General features: G+C 69.7%; 15 protein-coding genes. 12 read left to right on the forward strand and 3 right to left on the reverse strand.

Going from position 1 to position 17325, the window contains the following annotated elements; genetic code table 11:
• Window positions 1-258: 258 nt before the first annotated feature.
• The 5 genes from AC3WRV_RS01820 to dnaQ are packed head-to-tail and all read left to right on the forward strand — an operon-like array spanning window position 259 to window position 3879.
• Window positions 259-1128 carry a pyruvate, water dikinase regulatory protein gene (locus AC3WRV_RS01820; RefSeq protein WP_492311932.1) on the forward strand — a complete coding sequence of 290 codons (870 nt, stop codon included), beginning with the start codon at window positions 259-261 and terminating at the stop codon, window positions 1126-1128.
• Window positions 1122-1718 (forward strand): Maf family protein, encoded by a 597-nt coding sequence (locus AC3WRV_RS01825; RefSeq protein WP_492311933.1) that lies wholly within the window; start codon window positions 1122-1124, stop codon window positions 1716-1718. The genes AC3WRV_RS01820 and AC3WRV_RS01825 overlap by 7 nt, the downstream gene beginning before the upstream one ends.
• Entirely contained in the window at window positions 1715-2512 is a 798-nt protein-coding gene (locus AC3WRV_RS01830; protein ID WP_492311934.1) for a shikimate dehydrogenase family protein, read from the forward strand. The genes AC3WRV_RS01825 and AC3WRV_RS01830 overlap by 4 nt, the downstream gene beginning before the upstream one ends.
• Entirely contained in the window at window positions 2509-3150 is a 642-nt protein-coding gene (gene coaE, locus AC3WRV_RS01835) for a dephospho-CoA kinase (protein ID WP_492311935.1), read from the forward strand. Before AC3WRV_RS01830 ends, coaE begins: the two co-directional genes overlap by 4 nt.
• A 6-nt stretch (window positions 3151-3156) precedes the next feature.
• Complete coding sequence (gene dnaQ, locus AC3WRV_RS01840) at window positions 3157-3879, forward strand: DNA polymerase III subunit epsilon (protein WP_492311936.1); 723 nt, start codon at window positions 3157-3159, stop codon at window positions 3877-3879.
• 95 nt (window positions 3880-3974) lie between these two features.
• On the opposite strand, the gene secB is transcribed toward dnaQ, so the two are convergent.
• Window positions 3975-4484, reverse strand: coding sequence for a protein-export chaperone SecB (gene secB, locus AC3WRV_RS01845; RefSeq protein WP_492311937.1), 510 nt, complete (start codon window positions 4482-4484; stop codon window positions 3975-3977).
• 149 nt (window positions 4485-4633) lie between these two features.
• On the opposite strand from secB, the gene timA reads away from it, so the two are divergent.
• Window positions 4634-5308: a TIM44-related membrane protein TimA gene (gene timA, locus AC3WRV_RS01850; RefSeq protein ID WP_492311938.1), complete on the forward strand. Its 675-nt coding sequence runs from the start codon at window positions 4634-4636 to the stop codon at window positions 5306-5308.
• Between the two features lie 188 nt (window positions 5309-5496).
• Window positions 5497-6453: an MltA domain-containing protein gene (locus AC3WRV_RS01855; RefSeq protein WP_492311939.1), complete on the forward strand. Its 957-nt coding sequence runs from the start codon at window positions 5497-5499 to the stop codon at window positions 6451-6453.
• On the opposite strand, the gene AC3WRV_RS01860 is transcribed toward AC3WRV_RS01855, so the two are convergent.
• Both AC3WRV_RS01860 and AC3WRV_RS01865 read right to left on the reverse strand, forming a co-directional pair.
• Window positions 6450-6896, reverse strand: coding sequence for a hypothetical protein (locus AC3WRV_RS01860; RefSeq protein WP_492311940.1), 447 nt, complete (start codon window positions 6894-6896; stop codon window positions 6450-6452). The two genes, AC3WRV_RS01855 and AC3WRV_RS01860, sit on opposite strands and share 4 nt — an antisense overlap.
• Window positions 6893-8479, reverse strand: coding sequence for a helicase HerA-like domain-containing protein (locus AC3WRV_RS01865; protein ID WP_492311941.1), 1587 nt, complete (start codon window positions 8477-8479; stop codon window positions 6893-6895). The genes AC3WRV_RS01860 and AC3WRV_RS01865 overlap by 4 nt, the downstream gene beginning before the upstream one ends.
• Window positions 8480-8576: 97 nt before the next feature.
• On the opposite strand from AC3WRV_RS01865, the gene AC3WRV_RS01870 reads away from it, so the two are divergent.
• The 5 genes from AC3WRV_RS01870 to AC3WRV_RS01890 all read left to right on the forward strand — a co-directional run bounded on the left by AC3WRV_RS01870 (window position 8577) and on the right by AC3WRV_RS01890 (window position 17276).
• Entirely contained in the window at window positions 8577-9704 is a 1128-nt protein-coding gene (locus AC3WRV_RS01870) for an AI-2E family transporter (RefSeq protein WP_492311942.1), read from the forward strand.
• 311 nt (window positions 9705-10015) lie between these two features.
• Window positions 10016-10855 carry an outer membrane protein gene (locus tag AC3WRV_RS01875; protein WP_291837970.1) on the forward strand — a complete coding sequence of 280 codons (840 nt, stop codon included), beginning with the start codon at window positions 10016-10018 and terminating at the stop codon, window positions 10853-10855.
• A 198-nt stretch (window positions 10856-11053) separates the two neighbouring features.
• The gene (locus AC3WRV_RS01880; RefSeq protein WP_492311943.1) at window positions 11054-15919 is read left to right on the forward strand and encodes an NAD-glutamate dehydrogenase; all 4866 of its coding nucleotides are present in this window, start codon (window positions 11054-11056) and stop codon (window positions 15917-15919) included.
• 152 nt (window positions 15920-16071) lie between these two features.
• The gene (locus tag AC3WRV_RS01885; protein WP_291840091.1) at window positions 16072-16542 is read left to right on the forward strand and encodes a universal stress protein; all 471 of its coding nucleotides are present in this window, start codon (window positions 16072-16074) and stop codon (window positions 16540-16542) included.
• 176 nt (window positions 16543-16718) lie between these two features.
• Window positions 16719-17276 (forward strand): NifU family protein, encoded by a 558-nt coding sequence (locus tag AC3WRV_RS01890; protein WP_291840093.1) that lies wholly within the window; start codon window positions 16719-16721, stop codon window positions 17274-17276.
• The last annotated feature ends 49 nt before the right edge of the window (window positions 17277-17325 follow it).

Genomic DNA, 17325 nt, shown 5'->3' on the forward strand with positions numbered 1-17325 from the left:
TTTTCGGGCACTTGGGCGAGCGGGGGGCCTGGGCGCCGGTTCGGGAGACTCCGGTTCCTCCACAAGCGAACCTTCGGAGCGGCCGGCGCAGTGGAGAACCCGGCGCACGACCAGGGCGCTGGTCCACCATCATCCCCGCTCGCGACCCTCGCCGGGGAAAGCTATAGAGATCGGCGCCCGGGCCGCACGGAACGGCGCCCCGTCCCGTCCACAGGAGTCCGCGCGCCATGGACCCGTTATCCCAATGAGTCCTGTCCGATGAATCCGGGCCGTCCCGCCGGCGCCTCGCGTCTGGCCACCTATTTCCACGTCCACCTGGTCTCGGACTCCACCGGCGAGACCCTGAACGCCATGGCCAAGGCCGTGGTGGCGCGGTTCGACGGCGTCATCCCCATCGAGCACATCTACGCCCTGGTCCGCTCGGACCGGCAGATGGAGCGGGTGCTGGAAGAAATCGCCGCCGCGCCCGGCGTGGTCCTGCACACCCTGGTCGATCGCGAGCTGCGCGAACAGCTGGAGGAGGGCTGCCGCCGTCTCGACATGCCTCAGATCGCGGCCCTGGATCCGCTGGAAACCGTTCTGTCGCGCTACCTCGGCGCGGCCCTGGCGCCCCGCGTCGGCGCCCAGCACGCCCTGAGCTCCGAATATTTCGACCGTATCGCCGCCCTGGACTTCGCCATGGCTCACGACGACGGCCAGGGCGCCACCGAACAGCTCGAGACCGCCGATGTGGTCCTGTGCGGCGTCAGCCGGACCTCCAAGACCCCGACCTGCATCTATCTGGCCCACCGGGGCATCCGCGCGGCCAATGTGCCCCTGGTGCCGGGCCAGGAGGACGGGGAACGCCTCGTCGCCCTGAAGAATCCGCTGGTCATCGGCCTGACCGTCTCGCCCGATCGGCTGGTGCAGATCCGCCGCAACCGCCTGGACGGGCTGAACGCCAACCACGCCACGGCCTATATCGACCACGACGCCGTGCGCGAGGAGACGGTCAAGGCCCGGCGCGCCTTCGAACGCCGCGGCTGGCCGGTCATCGACGTGACCCGCCGCTCGGTCGAGGAGACCGCGGCCGCCATCATCAACGTCCTGAATGAACGCCGCACCCGGCGCGTGGGCGCCGCATGGTAGGCGAACGACTGGTTTTGGCCTCCAAGAGCGCCGCCCGCCGCGCCATGCTGGAAGGCGCCGGGGTGACCTTCTCCGTCCACGTCGCGGATGTGGACGAGGATGCGGTCAAGGCGGTGCATGACCCGGCCGACGCCGCCGGCCTGGCGGTCGAGCTGGCGCGGGTCAAGGCGCTGGCCGTCTCCCGCCACGATCCCGACGCCTGGGTTTTGGGCGCCGATCAGACCCTGGCCTTCGACGGCGGCCTGATCTCTAAGGCCCGCTCGCTGGACGAAGCCCGCGCCCGCCTGTCGGCCATGCGCGGCAAGCCCCATGCGCTCCATTCCGGCGCGGCCCTGGCCCGCAACGGCCAGATCGTATGGTCCGGCGTCGATACGGCCCTGATGCAGGTGCGGACCTTCTCTGACGCCTTCCTGGACTCCTATCTGGACCGTGAGGGCGAAAGCCTCCTGTCCAGCGTGGGCTCGTACAAGCTTGAAGGCATGGGGTCCCAGCTCTTCGACCGCATCGACGGCGACTATTTCACCGTCCTGGGCCTGCCCCTGTGGCCGGTGCTGACCGAGCTGCGCCGCGCCGGGGTGCTGATCCCATGACGGTGCGGGCCGGCGTCGCGGGCCAGCCGATCGCCCACTCCCTCAGCCCTCTGATCCACGGCTTGTGGATCAAGGCCGCCGGGCTGGACGCGACCTATGAAGCCTTCGGCCCCGCTGATGCGGCCGGGTTCGACGCCCTGATCGCCGAAGGCCGGGCCGGACGCCTGCGCGGCCTCAACGTGACCGCGCCGTTCAAGGAGCAGGCTCTGGCGGCGGCCGATCTCGTCAGTCCCATGGCCTGCGCCTGCGGCGCGGCCAATCTGCTGGTGTTCAGCGACGGCGGCCTCTCCGCCGACAGCACCGACGGCGAGGGCCTGATGTCGGCGCTGCGTGAGCAGGCCCCGGCCCTCGCCCTGCCCGGCGCGCCGGTGGTGGTGCTGGGCGCCGGCGGGGCCGCACGGGCGGCGGCCGCGGCGCTCAAGGCCGACGGGGCCCGGGTTTCGGTCCTCAACCGCACCCGCGCCCGGGCCGAGGCTCTGGCCGCCGACATCGGCGTCTCCGTCGCCGATCCCGAAGCCCTTGGAGAGGCCGCCCTGGTCGTCAATGCGCTCAGCGTCCCGCCGGAGATCGACATCCCCGCATTGCGGGACGGCGCAGTGCTGATGGACATGACCTACAAGCCTCTGATCACCCCCTTCCTCGCCGCAGGCCGGGCGCGGGGGCTCACGGTGGTCGATGGGCTGGCCATGCTGATCGGCCAGGCGAAGCCGTCGTTCGAAGCCCTGTTCGGCGTCCCGGTCCCGCCCGTCGATGTCCGCGCCGTCGTCCTGCGTCATCTGGGAGAGGCCGAATGATCGTGCTCGGCCTCACCGGCTCCATCGGCATGGGAAAGTCGACGACGACGGCCATGTTCGCCGATCACGGCGCCCTGATCTGGAACGCCGACGAGGCCGTGCACCGGCTTTACGCCCGGGGCGGAGCGGCGGTCGCGCCTGTAGATGAGGCCTTTCCCGGGGTGGTGGTGGACGGCGCCGTCGATCGGGTCCGGCTGGCCGAGGCGCTGGGCCGGGACGATCAGGCTTTCCGCCGGCTCGAAGCCATCGTCCATCCCCTGGTGCTGAAGGGCCGGCTCGAGGACCTGGAGGCCGCCAAGGCCCGAGGCGTGAAGATGGCCGTGCTGGACATCCCCCTGCTGTTCGAGACTGGCGGAGACGCCGCCGTCGACGCGGTGGTGGTGGTCTCCGCCCCCGCCTCGGTTCAGGCCGAACGGGTGCTGGCCCGCCCCGGCATGACGCGCGAACGGTTCGAGGCCATCCTGTCGCGCCAGATGCCGGACGCCGAGAAACGTCGCCGCGCCGACTTCGTGGTCGACACCGGCGAGGGGCTGGAGGCGGCGCGGGCCCGGGTCGACGAAATCGTGGGGATGGTTCTGTCCGAAGACTGGACCCCGCCCCGTCGCGGTCTTCCGAAAGCCGCCGAACGCCCCCATTAAGGGACCATGTCCCGCGAAATCGTTCTCGACACCGAAACCACCGGCTTTGACCCGAGGACGGGCGACCGGCTGATCGAGGTCGGCTGCATCGAGATCATGGACCTGCTGCCGACGGGGCGGACCTACCACACCCTGGTGAACCCCGAACGGCTGATCCCGCCGGATGCGATCCGGGTGCACGGCATCACCGACGACAAGGTCAAGGACGCGCCCAAATTCGCCGAGATCGTCGCCGATCTGGCCGCCTTCATCGGCGACGCGCCGGTGATCGCCCACAACGCCCAGTTCGACCGCAACTTCATCGACCATGAGTATAATCGCTGCGGCCATCCGATGATCGACGGCGAGCGCTGGATCGACACCCTCCAGCTGGCCCAGAAGAAATTCCCGGGCATGCCCAACTCGCTGGACGCCCTGTGCAAGCGCTTCAAGGTCAGCCTGGCCGACCGGACGTTCCACGGCGCGCTGATCGACGCCCGCCTGCTGGCCGAGGTCTATCTGGAGCTGCGCGGAGGCAAGGAGCGTCGGCTGGACCTGTCGTCGGCCCGGATCACCGTTGCCGGCGGACCGGTGGTCGCCGCCGCCCACGGCGCCCGCCCCCGCCCCCTGGCGCCGCGCTCTACGCCTGAGGAACGCGCCGCCCACCTGGCCTTCCTCCAGGCGACCCTGAAGGATCAGTCCCTGTGGGAAGCCTATGGACTGGACATGGAAAAGGCGTCCGCCGCCTGACGGACGCCTTCTCTATTTTGGGAGCCCTGTCGCAGGCGATGGGGTCGCCTGCTGCCTGAGGGCGGGACGGCCCCGCCGCTCTTTCCGGGTCTGTCTTACGCCTGGCCGCTGTCGGCGGGGCCGCGGGCGATCTGTTGCTGGCGGGCGACGTAGATGGACGCGAAATCGATCGGGTCCAGCATGAAGGGCGGATAGAAGCCGCCGTCCGAGGTCGCGCGGGCGATGATCTCGCGGGCGTACGGGAACAGGTAGCGCGGGCATTCGATCAGCAGCAGCGGCTCGATGTCCTGCTCGGCCACGCCCTGCAGGGCGAACAGGCCGCCGTACTGCAGCTCGACATGGAAGACCGTCATGGTGTCGGTGGTGGCCTTGATCGACAGGCGCAGCTCGACTTCGAACAGGCCGTCCTGTCGGCCCTGGGCGTTCATCTCGACGCCCATGTCGATCGCCGGCTTGCCGTCGATGCGCAGGCTGTCCGGCGCCTTGGGGTTCTCGAAGGACAGATCCTTCACATACTGGGCGACGATGCGGAAGCCCGGGCCCATGGGCGGCTGGCCGTCGGTCGCGGCGGGGTTGGCGTCGGCGGGCGGAGCGGCGTCGGTCATGGGTGGAAGTTCTGTCTGGAAGGTGGGTCGGACGACTGTCCGGAAGGCGCGGCGACTAGCATGAGAGCCCCCCTGCGGCAACGACGCTCGCCCAACCGGGAGGGCGGTGCGCCTTGCGCGCCCCTATATGACCCCCTAATCGTCGTTTCATGCGCCCGTCCCCCCGCGGCGCCCTTCAAGGATTGCCCGTGCCGCCGGTTCAGGTCCAGATCGTCATCTTCGCCGTCATCGCGGCCTTCGTGCTGTTCCAGCTCTACAATGTGCTGGGCAAGAAGGTCGGCCGTCAGCCGGAAGAAGACGCCCGCGCCCAGCCGCCGGCGCCCGCCGCGCCCCAGGCCGATGCGGGCTCGAACCGTCCGGGCGTGCTGGACGCCGTGACCCTGGCCTCCATCGCCGGTCTCAAGGCCCGCGATCCGGCCTTTGATCCCGTCCGCTTCCTCGAAGGCGCCCGTCAGGCGCACGAGACCATCGTGCGCGCCTACGCGGCCGGCGACCGCGACACCCTCAAGCCCCTGCTGACCGCCAAGGTCATGGAATCCTTCGAGGCCGGCATCGCCGCCCGCGAAGCCCGGGGCGAGACCGCGACGGTCGAGTTCCTCCACCCCGCCCGCGCCGATCTGGAACTGGCCACCGCCGAGGACAATCGCGCCATCGCCAAGGTCCGCTTCCTGGCCGAGCTTCGCGACACCGTGAAGTCCGCCGACGCCTCCGCCGAACCCCAGGTCGAGGAGCGCCGCGTCGCCGAGCTCTGGACCTTCGAACGCACCCTCGGCGCCAGCGACCCCAACTGGGTGCTGGCCCGCAACGAAGCCGCCTCGGCCTGACTGTGGGCCGCGCGCGCGCCGTGCGGATCCAGGGCGTCGCCGCCGCGCTGCTCCTGTCCCTGCTCGCGGCGTGCGCGACCCGTCCGCCCGTCGTCACGCCTGGGCCTTCGCCCGACGGCGGCCCCGCGCCGTCCCGGCCCCAACCGCCTGAACCCCGGCCGACGCCGCGTCCGGAGCCGCCGCGCGGCGTGAGTCCCGCGACCCTGCCCGGTTGGAACGAGGAGGACCATCTGTCGGCCTTCAACGCCTGGGCCGATGGGTGCCGCGCCGCCCGGGACGCCGCCGCCCGCGTCCAGTGCGACCGGGCCATGCACATCCGCCAGACCTCGCGGCCGGTGACGCCTTCCATGGCCCGCGCCTTCTTCGAGACCGGATTCACCGTCGTTCCGGCCGAAACCGCCGACGGGCGTACGGGCCTGCTGACCTCCTATTTCGCGCCGGAGTACGCCGCCCGCCATGCGCGGGACGCCGACTTCGACATGCCGGTCCTGGCCGCGCCCGCCGGTTGGCGCCGGGGCCAGACCCTGCCGCCCCGCGCCGAGATCGAGGCCGCGCCGCCGACGCAGACCCTGGCCTGGATGCGGGCCGAGGACCTGTTCTTCATGCAGATCCAGGGCTCGGGCTATCTGACCTTCGAGGATGGGTCCAAGGCTCGCGCCGCCTACGCCGCCGACAACGGCCAGACCTTCGTCGGCATCGCCCGTCCGATGGCGCAGCAAGGCCTGCTGCCTCAGAACGGAACCTCGGGCGAGGCCATCCGCGCCTGGCTGGCCGCCCATCGCGGGTCAGAGGCCCAGGCGGTGATGGCGCTGAACCCGCGCTACATCTTCTTCAAGCTGGACCCGGATGACGGCGGCGATCCCGCCGGGGCCGCGGGCATCCCCCTGCCGGCCCGCCGCGCCATCGCGGTCGATCCGTCCCACTGGCGCTATGGCGACCTGGTCTGGATCAGCGCCGACGGCGGCAACCTGGCCGGCGCGCGCGGCAGCTATCAGGGGTTGGTGGTGGCGCTGGACACCGGCTCGGCCATCCGCGGCCCGGTCCGCGCCGACCTCTACATGGGCCGGGGCGACGCGGCCGGCGCGGAAGCGGGCGCGGTCAGGCATCCGCTCCGGATGTGGCGGCTGGTTCCCAAGGCGAACTAGGGGCGCCCAAGAGCTTTCCTGAAGGCGCGAGGATTGCGCAGGACCAGTCTGAAGCTCCGGCCATCGTCGAATTCGACGACGATGAAGTCGCGAAGGATCCCGGACCACTCTCCGACCCGCCGGATCCGCGAAACCGGAATCCGTATCTCCAGACCGTAGATTTCCGGCAGGAACATCAGATTGAAGGGAAAGAAGGGTGTGACGACAAGCTCATGGCCGGTCACTGCCACGATCAGACACCGATTGGCGTGGCCGATCCGACTGAGCCAGTGGCTGTCGTTCACTCCCGATGCGGCCCGTTCGACGAAGAGCGCGCTCTCAGGCGTGCGAGGGAAGATCGGCTTGTCGTGAATCCGCCGATAGATGATCGAGGCCGTGATCCAGCCTGCGATCCACAGAAACGGAAAGAAGACGACCCAGACCAGTTCGGGCGCTTCATTCACCGCCGCTTCAGCCCACCCAGCAGGCCGCGAAGCAGCTCCCGCGTGATCGTGCTCCCCGCCGTGCGCAGCACCGACTTGGTGGCCGCCTCGATCGGGGTCTCTCGCGTCGAGCGTCGAGCCGGAGCCCGCGACCGGGCGGCTTCGCGCTCATACTGCGCCTGCTGTCGGGCCTGCTCCTTCTCGCGGGCGGCGGCGGCCTTCTCGGCGTCCTTCGCGGCGATGGCGTCGGCCTTTGCCTGGGCTTGGGCGCGGGCCTCGGCCAGCTTGGCTTCGGCCGCGGCATGGTCGGCCTCGCCCCGGCGCGCGGCCAGGATTTCCTCGGCGGACTCGCGGTCCACCACCGTCTCGTACAGGCCCCGCACCGGACTGGCGGCCATGACCTGCGCCCGTTCGGCGTCGGTTGCCGGTCCCAGGCGGCTGTCCGGCGGACGGATGGCGGTGCGCCCGACGATGTTCGGCGCGCCCTTCTCGTCCAGGGTCGAGACCAGGGCCTCGCCCACGCCCAGACCCTGGATGGCCTCGGCGGTGTCGAAGGCGGGATTGGGCCGGAAGCTCTCGGAAGCGGCCTTCAGCCCCCTTTGCTCGGACGGGGTGTAGGCGCGCAGCGCATGCTGGATGCGGTTGCCCAGCTGGGCCAGCACGCTGTCGGGAATGTCGGCCGGGTTCTGGGTGACGAAATAGACGCCCACGCCCTTCGAGCGGATCAGGCGCACGACCTGTTCGACCTTCTCGCGCAGGGCGTCCGGCGTGTCGTTGAACAGCAGGTGGGCCTCGTCGAAGAAGAACACCAGCCGCGGTTTCTCCGGATCGCCGACCTCGGGGAGCTGCTCGAACAGCTCGGACAGCAGCCACAGCAGGAAGGCCGCGTACAGCCGCGGGCTGTTCATCAGCTTGGTCGCGTCCAGCACATTGACCTGGCCCCGGCCGTCCAGGCCGGTCCGCATCATGTCCTCCAGCTTCAGTGCGGGCTCGCCGAAGAAGGCCTTGCCGCCCTGTTGCTCCAGCTGCAGCAGGGCGCGCTGGATGGAGGCGATGGAGGTCGGGGCCACATTGCCGACCTCGCGTCCGATCCGCTCGGCGTTCTCGCCGACATAGACCAGCATCGCGCGAAGGTCGTCCAGGTCCAGCAGCAGCAGGCCTTCGGCGTCGGCGACGTGGAACACCACCGACAGCACGCCTTCCTGAACGTCGTTGAGGTTCAGCATGCGCGCCAGCAGCAGCGGCCCGATCTCGCTGACGGTGGTGCGGATGGGGTGGCCCTTCTGGCCGTACAGGTCCCAGAAGACCACCGGAGCGGCCTTCGGGGTGAGCGTCAGCCCCATGCCCTGGGCCCGGGCCAGCAGCTTCTCGTTCGGCGACCCGGGCAGGGCGATGCCAGACAGGTCGCCCTTCACATCGGCGCAGAAGACCGGCACCCCGGCGTCGGAAAAGCCCTGGGCCATGATCTGCAGGGTCACCGTCTTGCCGGTGCCGGTGGCGCCGGCCACCACCCCGTGCCGGTTGGCGCGGCCATACAGCAGGATTTCGGGCTTGTCGGTCCCGTCCTGCGAGGACTGGCCGAGGAAGACGCCGGTATCGGTCATGGGAACTCCGGGGTGAGGGCGGCGCTCATGCTCCACCGGCAAGGCCGCCGGTTCAAGGGCGATTGACGCCGCCTCGCGAGACCTTGACCATATGCCGATGAAGCCGCCGATCACCCTTCCGACCTCGACCGTGGCGCGCAACGCCCTCGTGGCCCTCGCCGTGGTCGCCGTGGGCGCGGCGGTCTACTGGCTGGCCGACATCCTCACGCCGCTGGCCATGGCCATCTTCCTGCTGATCATGATCGACGGGGTGAAGCGGACCATCGAGAAGCGGACCCGACTGCCTTCGCACGTGGCCGGCATCTCGGCCCTGCTGGTCGTCGTCCTGGGTTTCGTCGCCTCCATCGCCTTCATCGTGAACGGCGCCTACGGATTCTTCAGCGACGCATCGGGGGTTTCGGCCAACATCGGGCCGCGCCTCGACCAGATCCTGGAGGACGGTTCCCGCCTGGTCGGCGTGACCACCCCGCCGACCACCACCGACCTGATCGCCCAGATAGACGTGCGCGGCTACCTCATGGCCATCGCCGGCCAGGCCCAGGGCGTCGTCGGCGGCGCCGTCTTCGTGATGATCTATCTGGGCTTCCTGCTGGCTTCACAGAGCGGCTTCCGCCGCAAGCTGGTCGGTCTTTTCCCCGACCGCACCGCCCGTGGCGAGGCGCTGGAGGTGTTCCAGCGCGTCCGCGGCGGGGTCGAGGGCTATCTTTGGGTCCAGGCCGTCACCGGGGTGATGATCTGCGCCGCGGCCTGGATCCTGATGCGCATCGTGGGTCTTCAGAATGCGGAGTTCTGGACCTTCGTGATCTTCATCGTCGGTTTCATTCCGGTGCTGGGCGGCGCCATCGCGGGCCTGGTCCCGCCGCTGTTCGCCCTGGTGCAGTTCGAGACCTACTGGCAGGCCACGGTCCTGCTGGGCGGACTGCAGGCGATCCTGTTCATCAGCGGCAACTTCATCCAGCCGCGCATGCAGGGCGACAACCAGAACATCGACCCGGTGGTCGTCCTGCTGGCCCTGGCCTTCTGGGGCAAGGTCTGGGGCGTGGTCGGCATGTTCCTGTCCACCCCGCTGGCGGTCATGGCCATGGCCATCCTGGCCGAGTTCCGGGGGTCGCGCTGGATGGCCATCCTGCTGTCCGGCGACGGCGAGCCCTATGCGGAGAAGGAAACGGCCGCGAGCAAGCCGAAACGGCGCCGCGTCAACCCGCCGCAGTTAAAGGACGAATGACGAACTTGGGCGCCCTTGATTGGTCACAAGCGGCGCCTATCTCCCCTCTGTCGCCGCGGGCCCCCCCTCCCCCCCAAGCCCGCGGTTGAAGCGATCGGCGCCAACCCTCCCCCTCCTGGGCGCCGGTCCGAAGCAGGCCGCCGAACGCAAGTTCGGCGGCCTTGTCGTTTCCGCCAGGGCGTTCCTGTTTTCGCGTCATTCCGGCCACAGCTGATCCGCAACCCGGAAACGGGATCGGAACAGGGGTGGGCCGGCGCCGTTCAACCCCCCGTCGGCGGGGGCCTACAGTTCTGAACGCGAAAGACTATTCGATGAAATTCCTCCTCCCCGCCGCCTCCCTGTCCCTTCTGATGGCGGGGGTCGCTGCGCCGGCCCTCGCCCAGTCATCCCCCGACTGGAGCGGCCCCTACATCGGCGTCTACGGCGGCGCTCTCGACAACAAGCAAGACGACGGCGAGACCCTTGTCTTCGACCGCAATCTGGACGGGGTGTTCGGTGAAACCGTCACCACCGCGGCCGCGGCGAATGCGTTCGCCCCCGGCTTCTGTGATGGCGGCGCCTCGGGTGATGCGGCCGCCAGCGGCTGCAACAGCGACAACACGGGCGTCGAAGGGTCGGTCCGGGCCGGCTATGACTGGCAGTTCGGCTCCATCGTCGCCGGCCTGGCGGCCGAATGGAGCGCGACGGACGTCTCCGACACCGTCACCGGCTTCAGCAGCACTCCGGCCAGCTACGTCTTCAAGCGTGAGCTGACCGACATGGCCGCCCTGCGCGCCCGCCTCGGCTACGCCACGGGTCCGGCCCTGGTCTACGTCACCGGCGGCGCGGCCCGCGGCAGCATCGAGAACAGCTTCCGCACCACCAACACCGCCAACAGCTTCGTGACGCAGAAGGACGAGGACAAGGCGGATGGCTGGCAGGCCGGCGCGGGTCTGGAATGGCGCCTCGCTCCGAACCTCTCGGTGACCGGCGAGTACCTCTACACCTCGCTGTCGACGGACGACTATGTCGTGCGCGCCGGCAACACCGGCACGACCCCGGCCACCAACCCCTTCATCCTGGCGCCCAATACGACGGGCACGGACATCGCGCGCAGCAGCGACGAAATGAAGCTGCACGCCTTCCGGATCGGCATGAACGTCCGCTTCTGATCCGTTCCTGACTGATCACCGATAACCGGCGCCGGCCCCCGCAAAGGGCCGGCGCCGCCGTTTTTGGGGGTTCACGCTTCGGTCAGGCTGGCCTAGGACCGCCACCGACGGACCGGATGCTTGCCCCCGCGCGCAACCGGCCTAGTCTGCCTTCTGAAACCGGCGGCCCGCCCGGGCCGCGCCATACGAGACCTGTCCATGTCCGGCGCCACCGCCCCCACGCTCCCTCAGGCGATCAACCTGGAGGCGCTGGAGGCGAATTTCGCAGCCGCGAACGGCCATCCGCCCGGCCCGGCCGAGAAGGCCTACCTGTCCCAGGTGCTGGAGGACTACGCCGCCGACGAGACGCCGGAGCTGGACGGCGCGGACCTCGCCGCCCTGCTGGCCACGGTGTGGCGTTCGGTCGCCGAACACGATCCCGCGGCGCCGGCCCGCATCAGCGTCGGGCCGCACACCGGCGCGACGGGCGCGGCCTCCGGCTATGACGTCCTGACGATCGTGCAGAACGACAAGCCCTTCCTGGTCGACAGCGTCATGGGCGAGCTGGCCGAGGCCGGCGTCACCGTCCGTTCGATGTTCCACCCGATCGTCCAGGGGCCGACCGGCCGCGTATCGGTGATCATCGTCGTCATCGACGCCCTGCCCCAGGAGCGCCGCGACGCTCTGGGCGAGGCCATGGCCCAGACCCTGGCCGACGTCCGCTCGGCCGTGACCGACCACGGCGCCATGAACGACCTGATCAGCCGTTCGATCGCCCACCTCGAAACCTCGCCTCCGGGCGTCGACGCCGAGGTTCTGGCCGAGAACCTGGAATTCCTGCGCTGGCTGGCGTCGGATCACTTCGTCTTCCTCGGCGCCCGCGACTACGACTATCCGCGCGGCAAGAACGGCGAGTACGAGGCCGAGGCGCCCCTGTCGCAGTCCGGCGTCGGCGTGGGCGTTCTGGCGGATCCCGAGCGCACCGTGCTGCGCCGCGCCTCCGAACCGGCGGTCCTGACCAAGCAGATGAAGCGCCAGCTGGACCTGTCCGAGCCGGTCACCGTCGCCAAGGCCAACGTCCGCTCGCGCGTCCACCGCCGGGCCTACATGGACTATGTCGGGGTCAAGCGTTTCGGGGCCGACGGGCGCCCCTCGGGCGAGACCCGCTTCGTCGGCCTGTTCACCGCCGAGGCCTATGACAAGGCCGCGTCAGAAGTACCGCTGATCCGCCGCAAGGTGGCCAACGCCCTGGCCCGCGCCGGCAAGCTGGAAGGCACCCACAGCTACAAGCGCCTGAAGAACATCCTCGAGAACTATCCACGCGACGAGCTCTTCCAGATCACCGAGGACGAACTGCTCGACATCGCCTTGGGCATCCTGCACCTGCACGACCGCCCGCGGATCAAGACCTTCACCCGCAAGGATCCGTTCGACCGTTTCGTCTCGATCCTGGCCTTCATCCCGCGCGAGCGCTTCGACGCCTCGGTCCGTGAACGGATCGGCGCCATCCTGGCCCGCGCGTGGGGCGGCCGGATGTCGGCCTGGTATCCGCAGCTGTCGGACCAGCCGCTGGTCCGCATCCACTATATCATCGGCGTGACCCCGGGGGATCATCCGTGCCCGGATCAGGCCGCGCTGGACGCCGAAGTCGCGGAGGCCGGCCGCAGCTGGATCGACCGTTTCGAAAGCGCCCTGCGCGCCGCCGACGTGGAAGAGGTCTCGGTCGGACCGGTCAGCGCCCGCTGGGCCGACGCCTTCGGGGCCGGCTATCGCGACCGCTATGACGCGGCCGAGGCCGTCGCCGACTACCAGGCCATCGACACGCTGAACGCCTCGGGCGAGGTCGGCGCCGGGGAGCCGGTGGCCGTGCGCGCCTTCCGCAACGCGTCCGACGGCCCGCTGAACTTCCGCTTCAAGCTGTACCGTCGCGGCTCGGCCGTGCCGCTGTCCGACGTCCTGCCGATCCTGGCGGACATGGGGCTGAAGACGCTCGAGGAATGGGGCCATGCCCTGAAACCCGCGGGCGACGCCGAAATCCACGTCCACGAATTCCTGCTCGAGGACCCGCGCGGCGGCGACCTCAGCTTCGGCACGGTCAAGGATCCGTTCGAGGCCGCCTTCGCCGCCGTCTGGAACGGCCGCACGGAAAGCGACGGCTTCAACCGCCTGGTGCTCGAACTGGGCGTGGGCTGGCGTGACGCGGCCCTGATCCGCACCCTGGCCCGCTACCGCCAGCAGACCGGCTTGGATCCGTCCCAGGCGGTCCAGGAAGAGGCGCTGCGCGACTATCCGGCCGTGGCCCGCGCCATCCTGGCCCTGTTCGACGCCAAATTCAGCCCGGCCGCCGGTGGTGATGCGGCGGCGCGCGAGGCGGCGGTCGCCGATCTGGCCGGCCACATCAACGACCTGCTGCAGGACGTGAAGAGCCTCGACCACGACAAGGCGCTGCGCCGCCTGTCCCTGCTGGTCCAGGCGATCAAGCGGACCAACTACTATCAGCCGGGTCCGGACGGTCAGTCCAAGCCCTACATCTCGATCAAGATCGCCTCGCGCGAACTGGTCGACCTGCCCCTGCCCAAGCCGTTCCGCGAGATCTTCGTCTGGGCGCCCTACATCGAGGGCGTGCACCTGCGCTTCGGCCCGGTCGCCCGCGGCGGCCTGCGCTGGTCGGACCGCCGCGACGACTTCCGCACCGAGGTGCTCGGCCTGGTGAAGGCCCAGCAGGTCAAGAACGCCGTCATCGTGCCCGTCGGCTCCAAGGGCGGCTTCTTCCCGAAGAAGCTGGCCGAGATCGTCCGCGCCGGCGGCGACCGCGACGCCCAGCAGGGGGAGGCCATCCGGGCCTACAAGACCTTCCTGTCCGGCCTGCTCGACGTCACTGACAACATCGCCAAGGACGGCTCCGTCGTCCCGCCGGCCGCCGTGGTGCGCTGGGAAGGCGACGATCCCTATCTGGTCGTGGCCGCCGACAAGGGCACGGCGACCTTCTCAGACATCGCCAACGGCGTCTCGGCCTCGTACGGCTTCTGGCTGGACGACGCCTTCGCCTCGGGCGGGTCGGTCGGCTACGACCACAAGGTCATGGGCATCACCGCCCGCGGCGCCTGGGAGGCCGTGAAGCGGCACTTCCGCGAAGAGGGCAAGGACATCCAGTCCGAACCCTTCACCGTGGTCGGCGTCGGCGACATGTCGGGCGACGTGTTCGGCAACGGCATGCTGCTGTCCAAGGCGATCAAGCTGGTCGCCGCCTTCGACCACCGCGACATCTTCATCGATCCGAACCCGGATCCGGCGACGTCGTGGGTCGAGCGCGACCGCATGTTCAAGGTCCCGCGCTCGTCCTGGCAGGACTACGACAAGTCCAAGATCTCGGCCGGCGGCGGCGTCTTCCCGCGCTCGGCCAAGTCGATCGAACTGACCCCCGAGATCAAGGCGGCGCTCGACATCCAGGAAGACGTCCTGGATCCGGCGGCCCTGATGAAGGCCATCCTCAAGGCTCCGGCCGAACTGCTCTACTTCGGCGGCATCGGCACCTATGTGAAGGCGCCGAACGAGACCGACGCCCAGGTCGGCGACAAGGCCAATGACGCCATCCGCGTCGACGGCGCCGAGGTGCGGGCCAAGGTCATCGGCGAAGGCGCCAATCTGGGCCTGACCCAGGCGGGCCGCATCGCCTTCGCGCGCAGCGGGGGCCGGATCAACACCGACGCCATCGACAACTCGGCCGGCGTCGACAGCTCCGACCACGAGGTCAACATCAAGATCCTGACCGGGGCCGCCATCGCCTCGGGCGCGCTGAAGCAGGAGGACCGTAACGCCCTCCTGGCCTCGATGACCGAAGAGGTCGGCCTCAAGGTTCTGGTCCACAACTACGACCAGACCCTCGCCCTGACCCTGCAGCAGGCCGAAGGCGCCGGCGCGCTGGATTCCCAGCAGCGCTTCATGCAGTGGCTGGGCTCCAAGGGTAAGCTGGACCGCAAGGTCGAAGGCCTGCCTGACGATCTCAAGCTCGCCGAGATGAAGGCCTCCGGCCAGCCGCTGTCGCGGCCGGAACTGGCGGTGCTGACCGCCTATTCCAAGCTGGAGCTGTTCGACGAGATCGTCGCCTCGGGCGCGCCCGACGACGCCTTCTTCAAACAGACCCTGGTCCGCTACTTCCCCGGTCCGCTGGCGAAGTTCGAGGCCGACATGCAGCGGCACCGCCTGAAGCGCGAGATCATCTCGACCATCCTGTCGAACGAGATCGTCAACATGTGCGGCCCGACCTTCCCGGAACGCCTGCGCCTGTCGGCCCAGTGCGACACCGGGGCCATGGTCATCGCCTTCGAGGCGGCGCGCCAGATCTTCCGCCTCGACCAGGCGTGGGACGCGGTTTCGGCGCTGGACGGCAAGATCCCGGCCGAGGCCCAGACCGCCCTCTATCAGGAAATCTCCACCGTCCTGCGCCGCCAGACCTTCTGGCTGGCCAAGCGGGCGGCGCGCGAGGGCGCGACCGTGGACGGCTTGATCGCCGCCTACCGTCCGGCCGCCGACGCCCTGCGTTCGGCCGGCGGCTCCGTCCTCAGCCGCTTCGAGGAAGGCCGTCTGGAGGCCCGGGTGCAAAGCTTCGTGGGTCTGGGCGCCTCCGAGGAAATGGCCCGCGACTTCGCCATGCTGCGTCCGCTGGTCGCCACCGCCGACATCGGCGACCTGGCCCGCGAGGCCGGCTGGCCGGAACCGGCCATGGCCATGCTCTACCACCAGGTGGGCGCGGCCTTCGATTTCGACCGCCTGCGCGCGGCGGCCGGAAACGTGCCGTCGGCGGACCACTTCGACCGGCTGGCCGTGCGCCGTCTGATCGAGGATCTGATGGCCGAGCAGATGACCCTGACCCGCGCCGTGGCCAAGGCCTCGAACGTCTCGGTCGGCGCCAGCGAGGCGGCGGCGGAGAAGGCGGTCGATGACTGGGTCGGCCCGCGCCAGGGCGCCGTCGAAGGCGTCCGCGCCTCCGTCGACGAGATCGAGGCCTCGGGCTCCGGCTGGACCTTCGCCAAGCTGACCATCGCCAATTCGGTCATCCGCGAGATCGCTTCGTCAGCAACCTGAAGAAGCGATTTGGGCGCCGCCCGCTCGCCGCGCGGCGGCTCGCTGCTTGAGCGCGCGCGGCATTCCCCTCCGGCTGGTCCGGAGGGGGTTTTGCGGCGCGTAGGCATTGGGGCGCTTCATCTGCTAGCGTGACGGGCTGAGGGAGAGGGCTGATGCCACGTAAGTTCCTGGTCGTCGTCGACGACAGCCCCGAATTCGAGGCGGCCCTGCGCTATGCGGCGCGGCGGGCCCGCTCGACCGGCGGCCGCGTCGTCATGCTGCGCGTCATCCCGCCCGCGGCTTCGGACGCCCATTGGGCCGGGGTGCGAGACGAGATCGAACGTCAGACCCGCGCGGAGGCCGAGGCCTCGCTGAACCGCTGGGCCGGGGAGGCCGCCGAACGCTCGGGCGCCACGCCGGTGCTGGTGATTGAACGCGGCGAACCGCAGGCCTGCATCCGCAAGGTCGTCGGCGAGGACGCGGACATCAAGATCCTCGTCCTTGCGGCGGGGGAGGGCGGTCGCGGCCCCGGTCCGCTGGTCGCCGCCGTGGTCAAGCAGGGCGCCGCCTTCACCGGCCGCAAACTGCCCGTCACCATCGTCCCCGGCGAACTGACCGAGAACGACATTGAGGACCTGGCTTGAAAATCTCCCTCCCCCTTGTGGGGAGGGATGTCGGTGCGTCAGCGACGACAGGGTGGGTTTCGTGTCCGAGCGCTCGGTTCCCCACCCGTCCCGCTTCGCGGTCCACCCTCCCCAGAAGGGGAGGGAGAAGCGGCCCGGCCCTTGAACCGCCGCCCCGGCGAGCGCACTTACGCCCCATGTTCATCCAGACCGAACCGACGCCGAACCCCAACGTCCTGAAATTCCTGCCGGGCCGCGACGTATCGAGCGACCCGCGCGACTTCGTGAACCGGGAGGAGGCCGCCGCCTCGCCCCTGGCCGAAGCCCTGTTCGAGCTCGACGGCGTGACCGGGGTCTTCTTCGGCTACGACTATGTCTCCGTGACCCGCGAGGCGCAGGGGCTGGAGTGGGCGCAGATGAAGGCGCCGATCCTGGCCGCCATCATGGATCACTTCGTTTCGGGCGCGCCCCTGCTGCGCGGCGGAGCCTTCTCCAGCGCCGATCCCGACGGCGAGGACACCGAGATCATCGCCGAGATCAAGCAGCTGCTGGACAGCCGCATCCGCCCGGCCGTGGCTCAGGACGGCGGCGACATCCTGTTCGACGCCTTCGACGAGGAGACCGGGGTCCTGTCCCTGCGCATGCGCGGCGCCTGCGCCGGCTGCCCGTCGTCCTCGGCCACGCTGAAGGCCGGGGTCGAGCAGATGATGAAGCACTATGTGCCTGAGGTGACCCGCGTCGAGCAGGTGATCTAGGCGGCTGTCGACGCGAGAGCCTTCGCTACCCTGAAGGCGACAAAACCGT

It is taken from the genome of Brevundimonas sp. EU05-FHT14B11, from assembly GCF_058790835.1.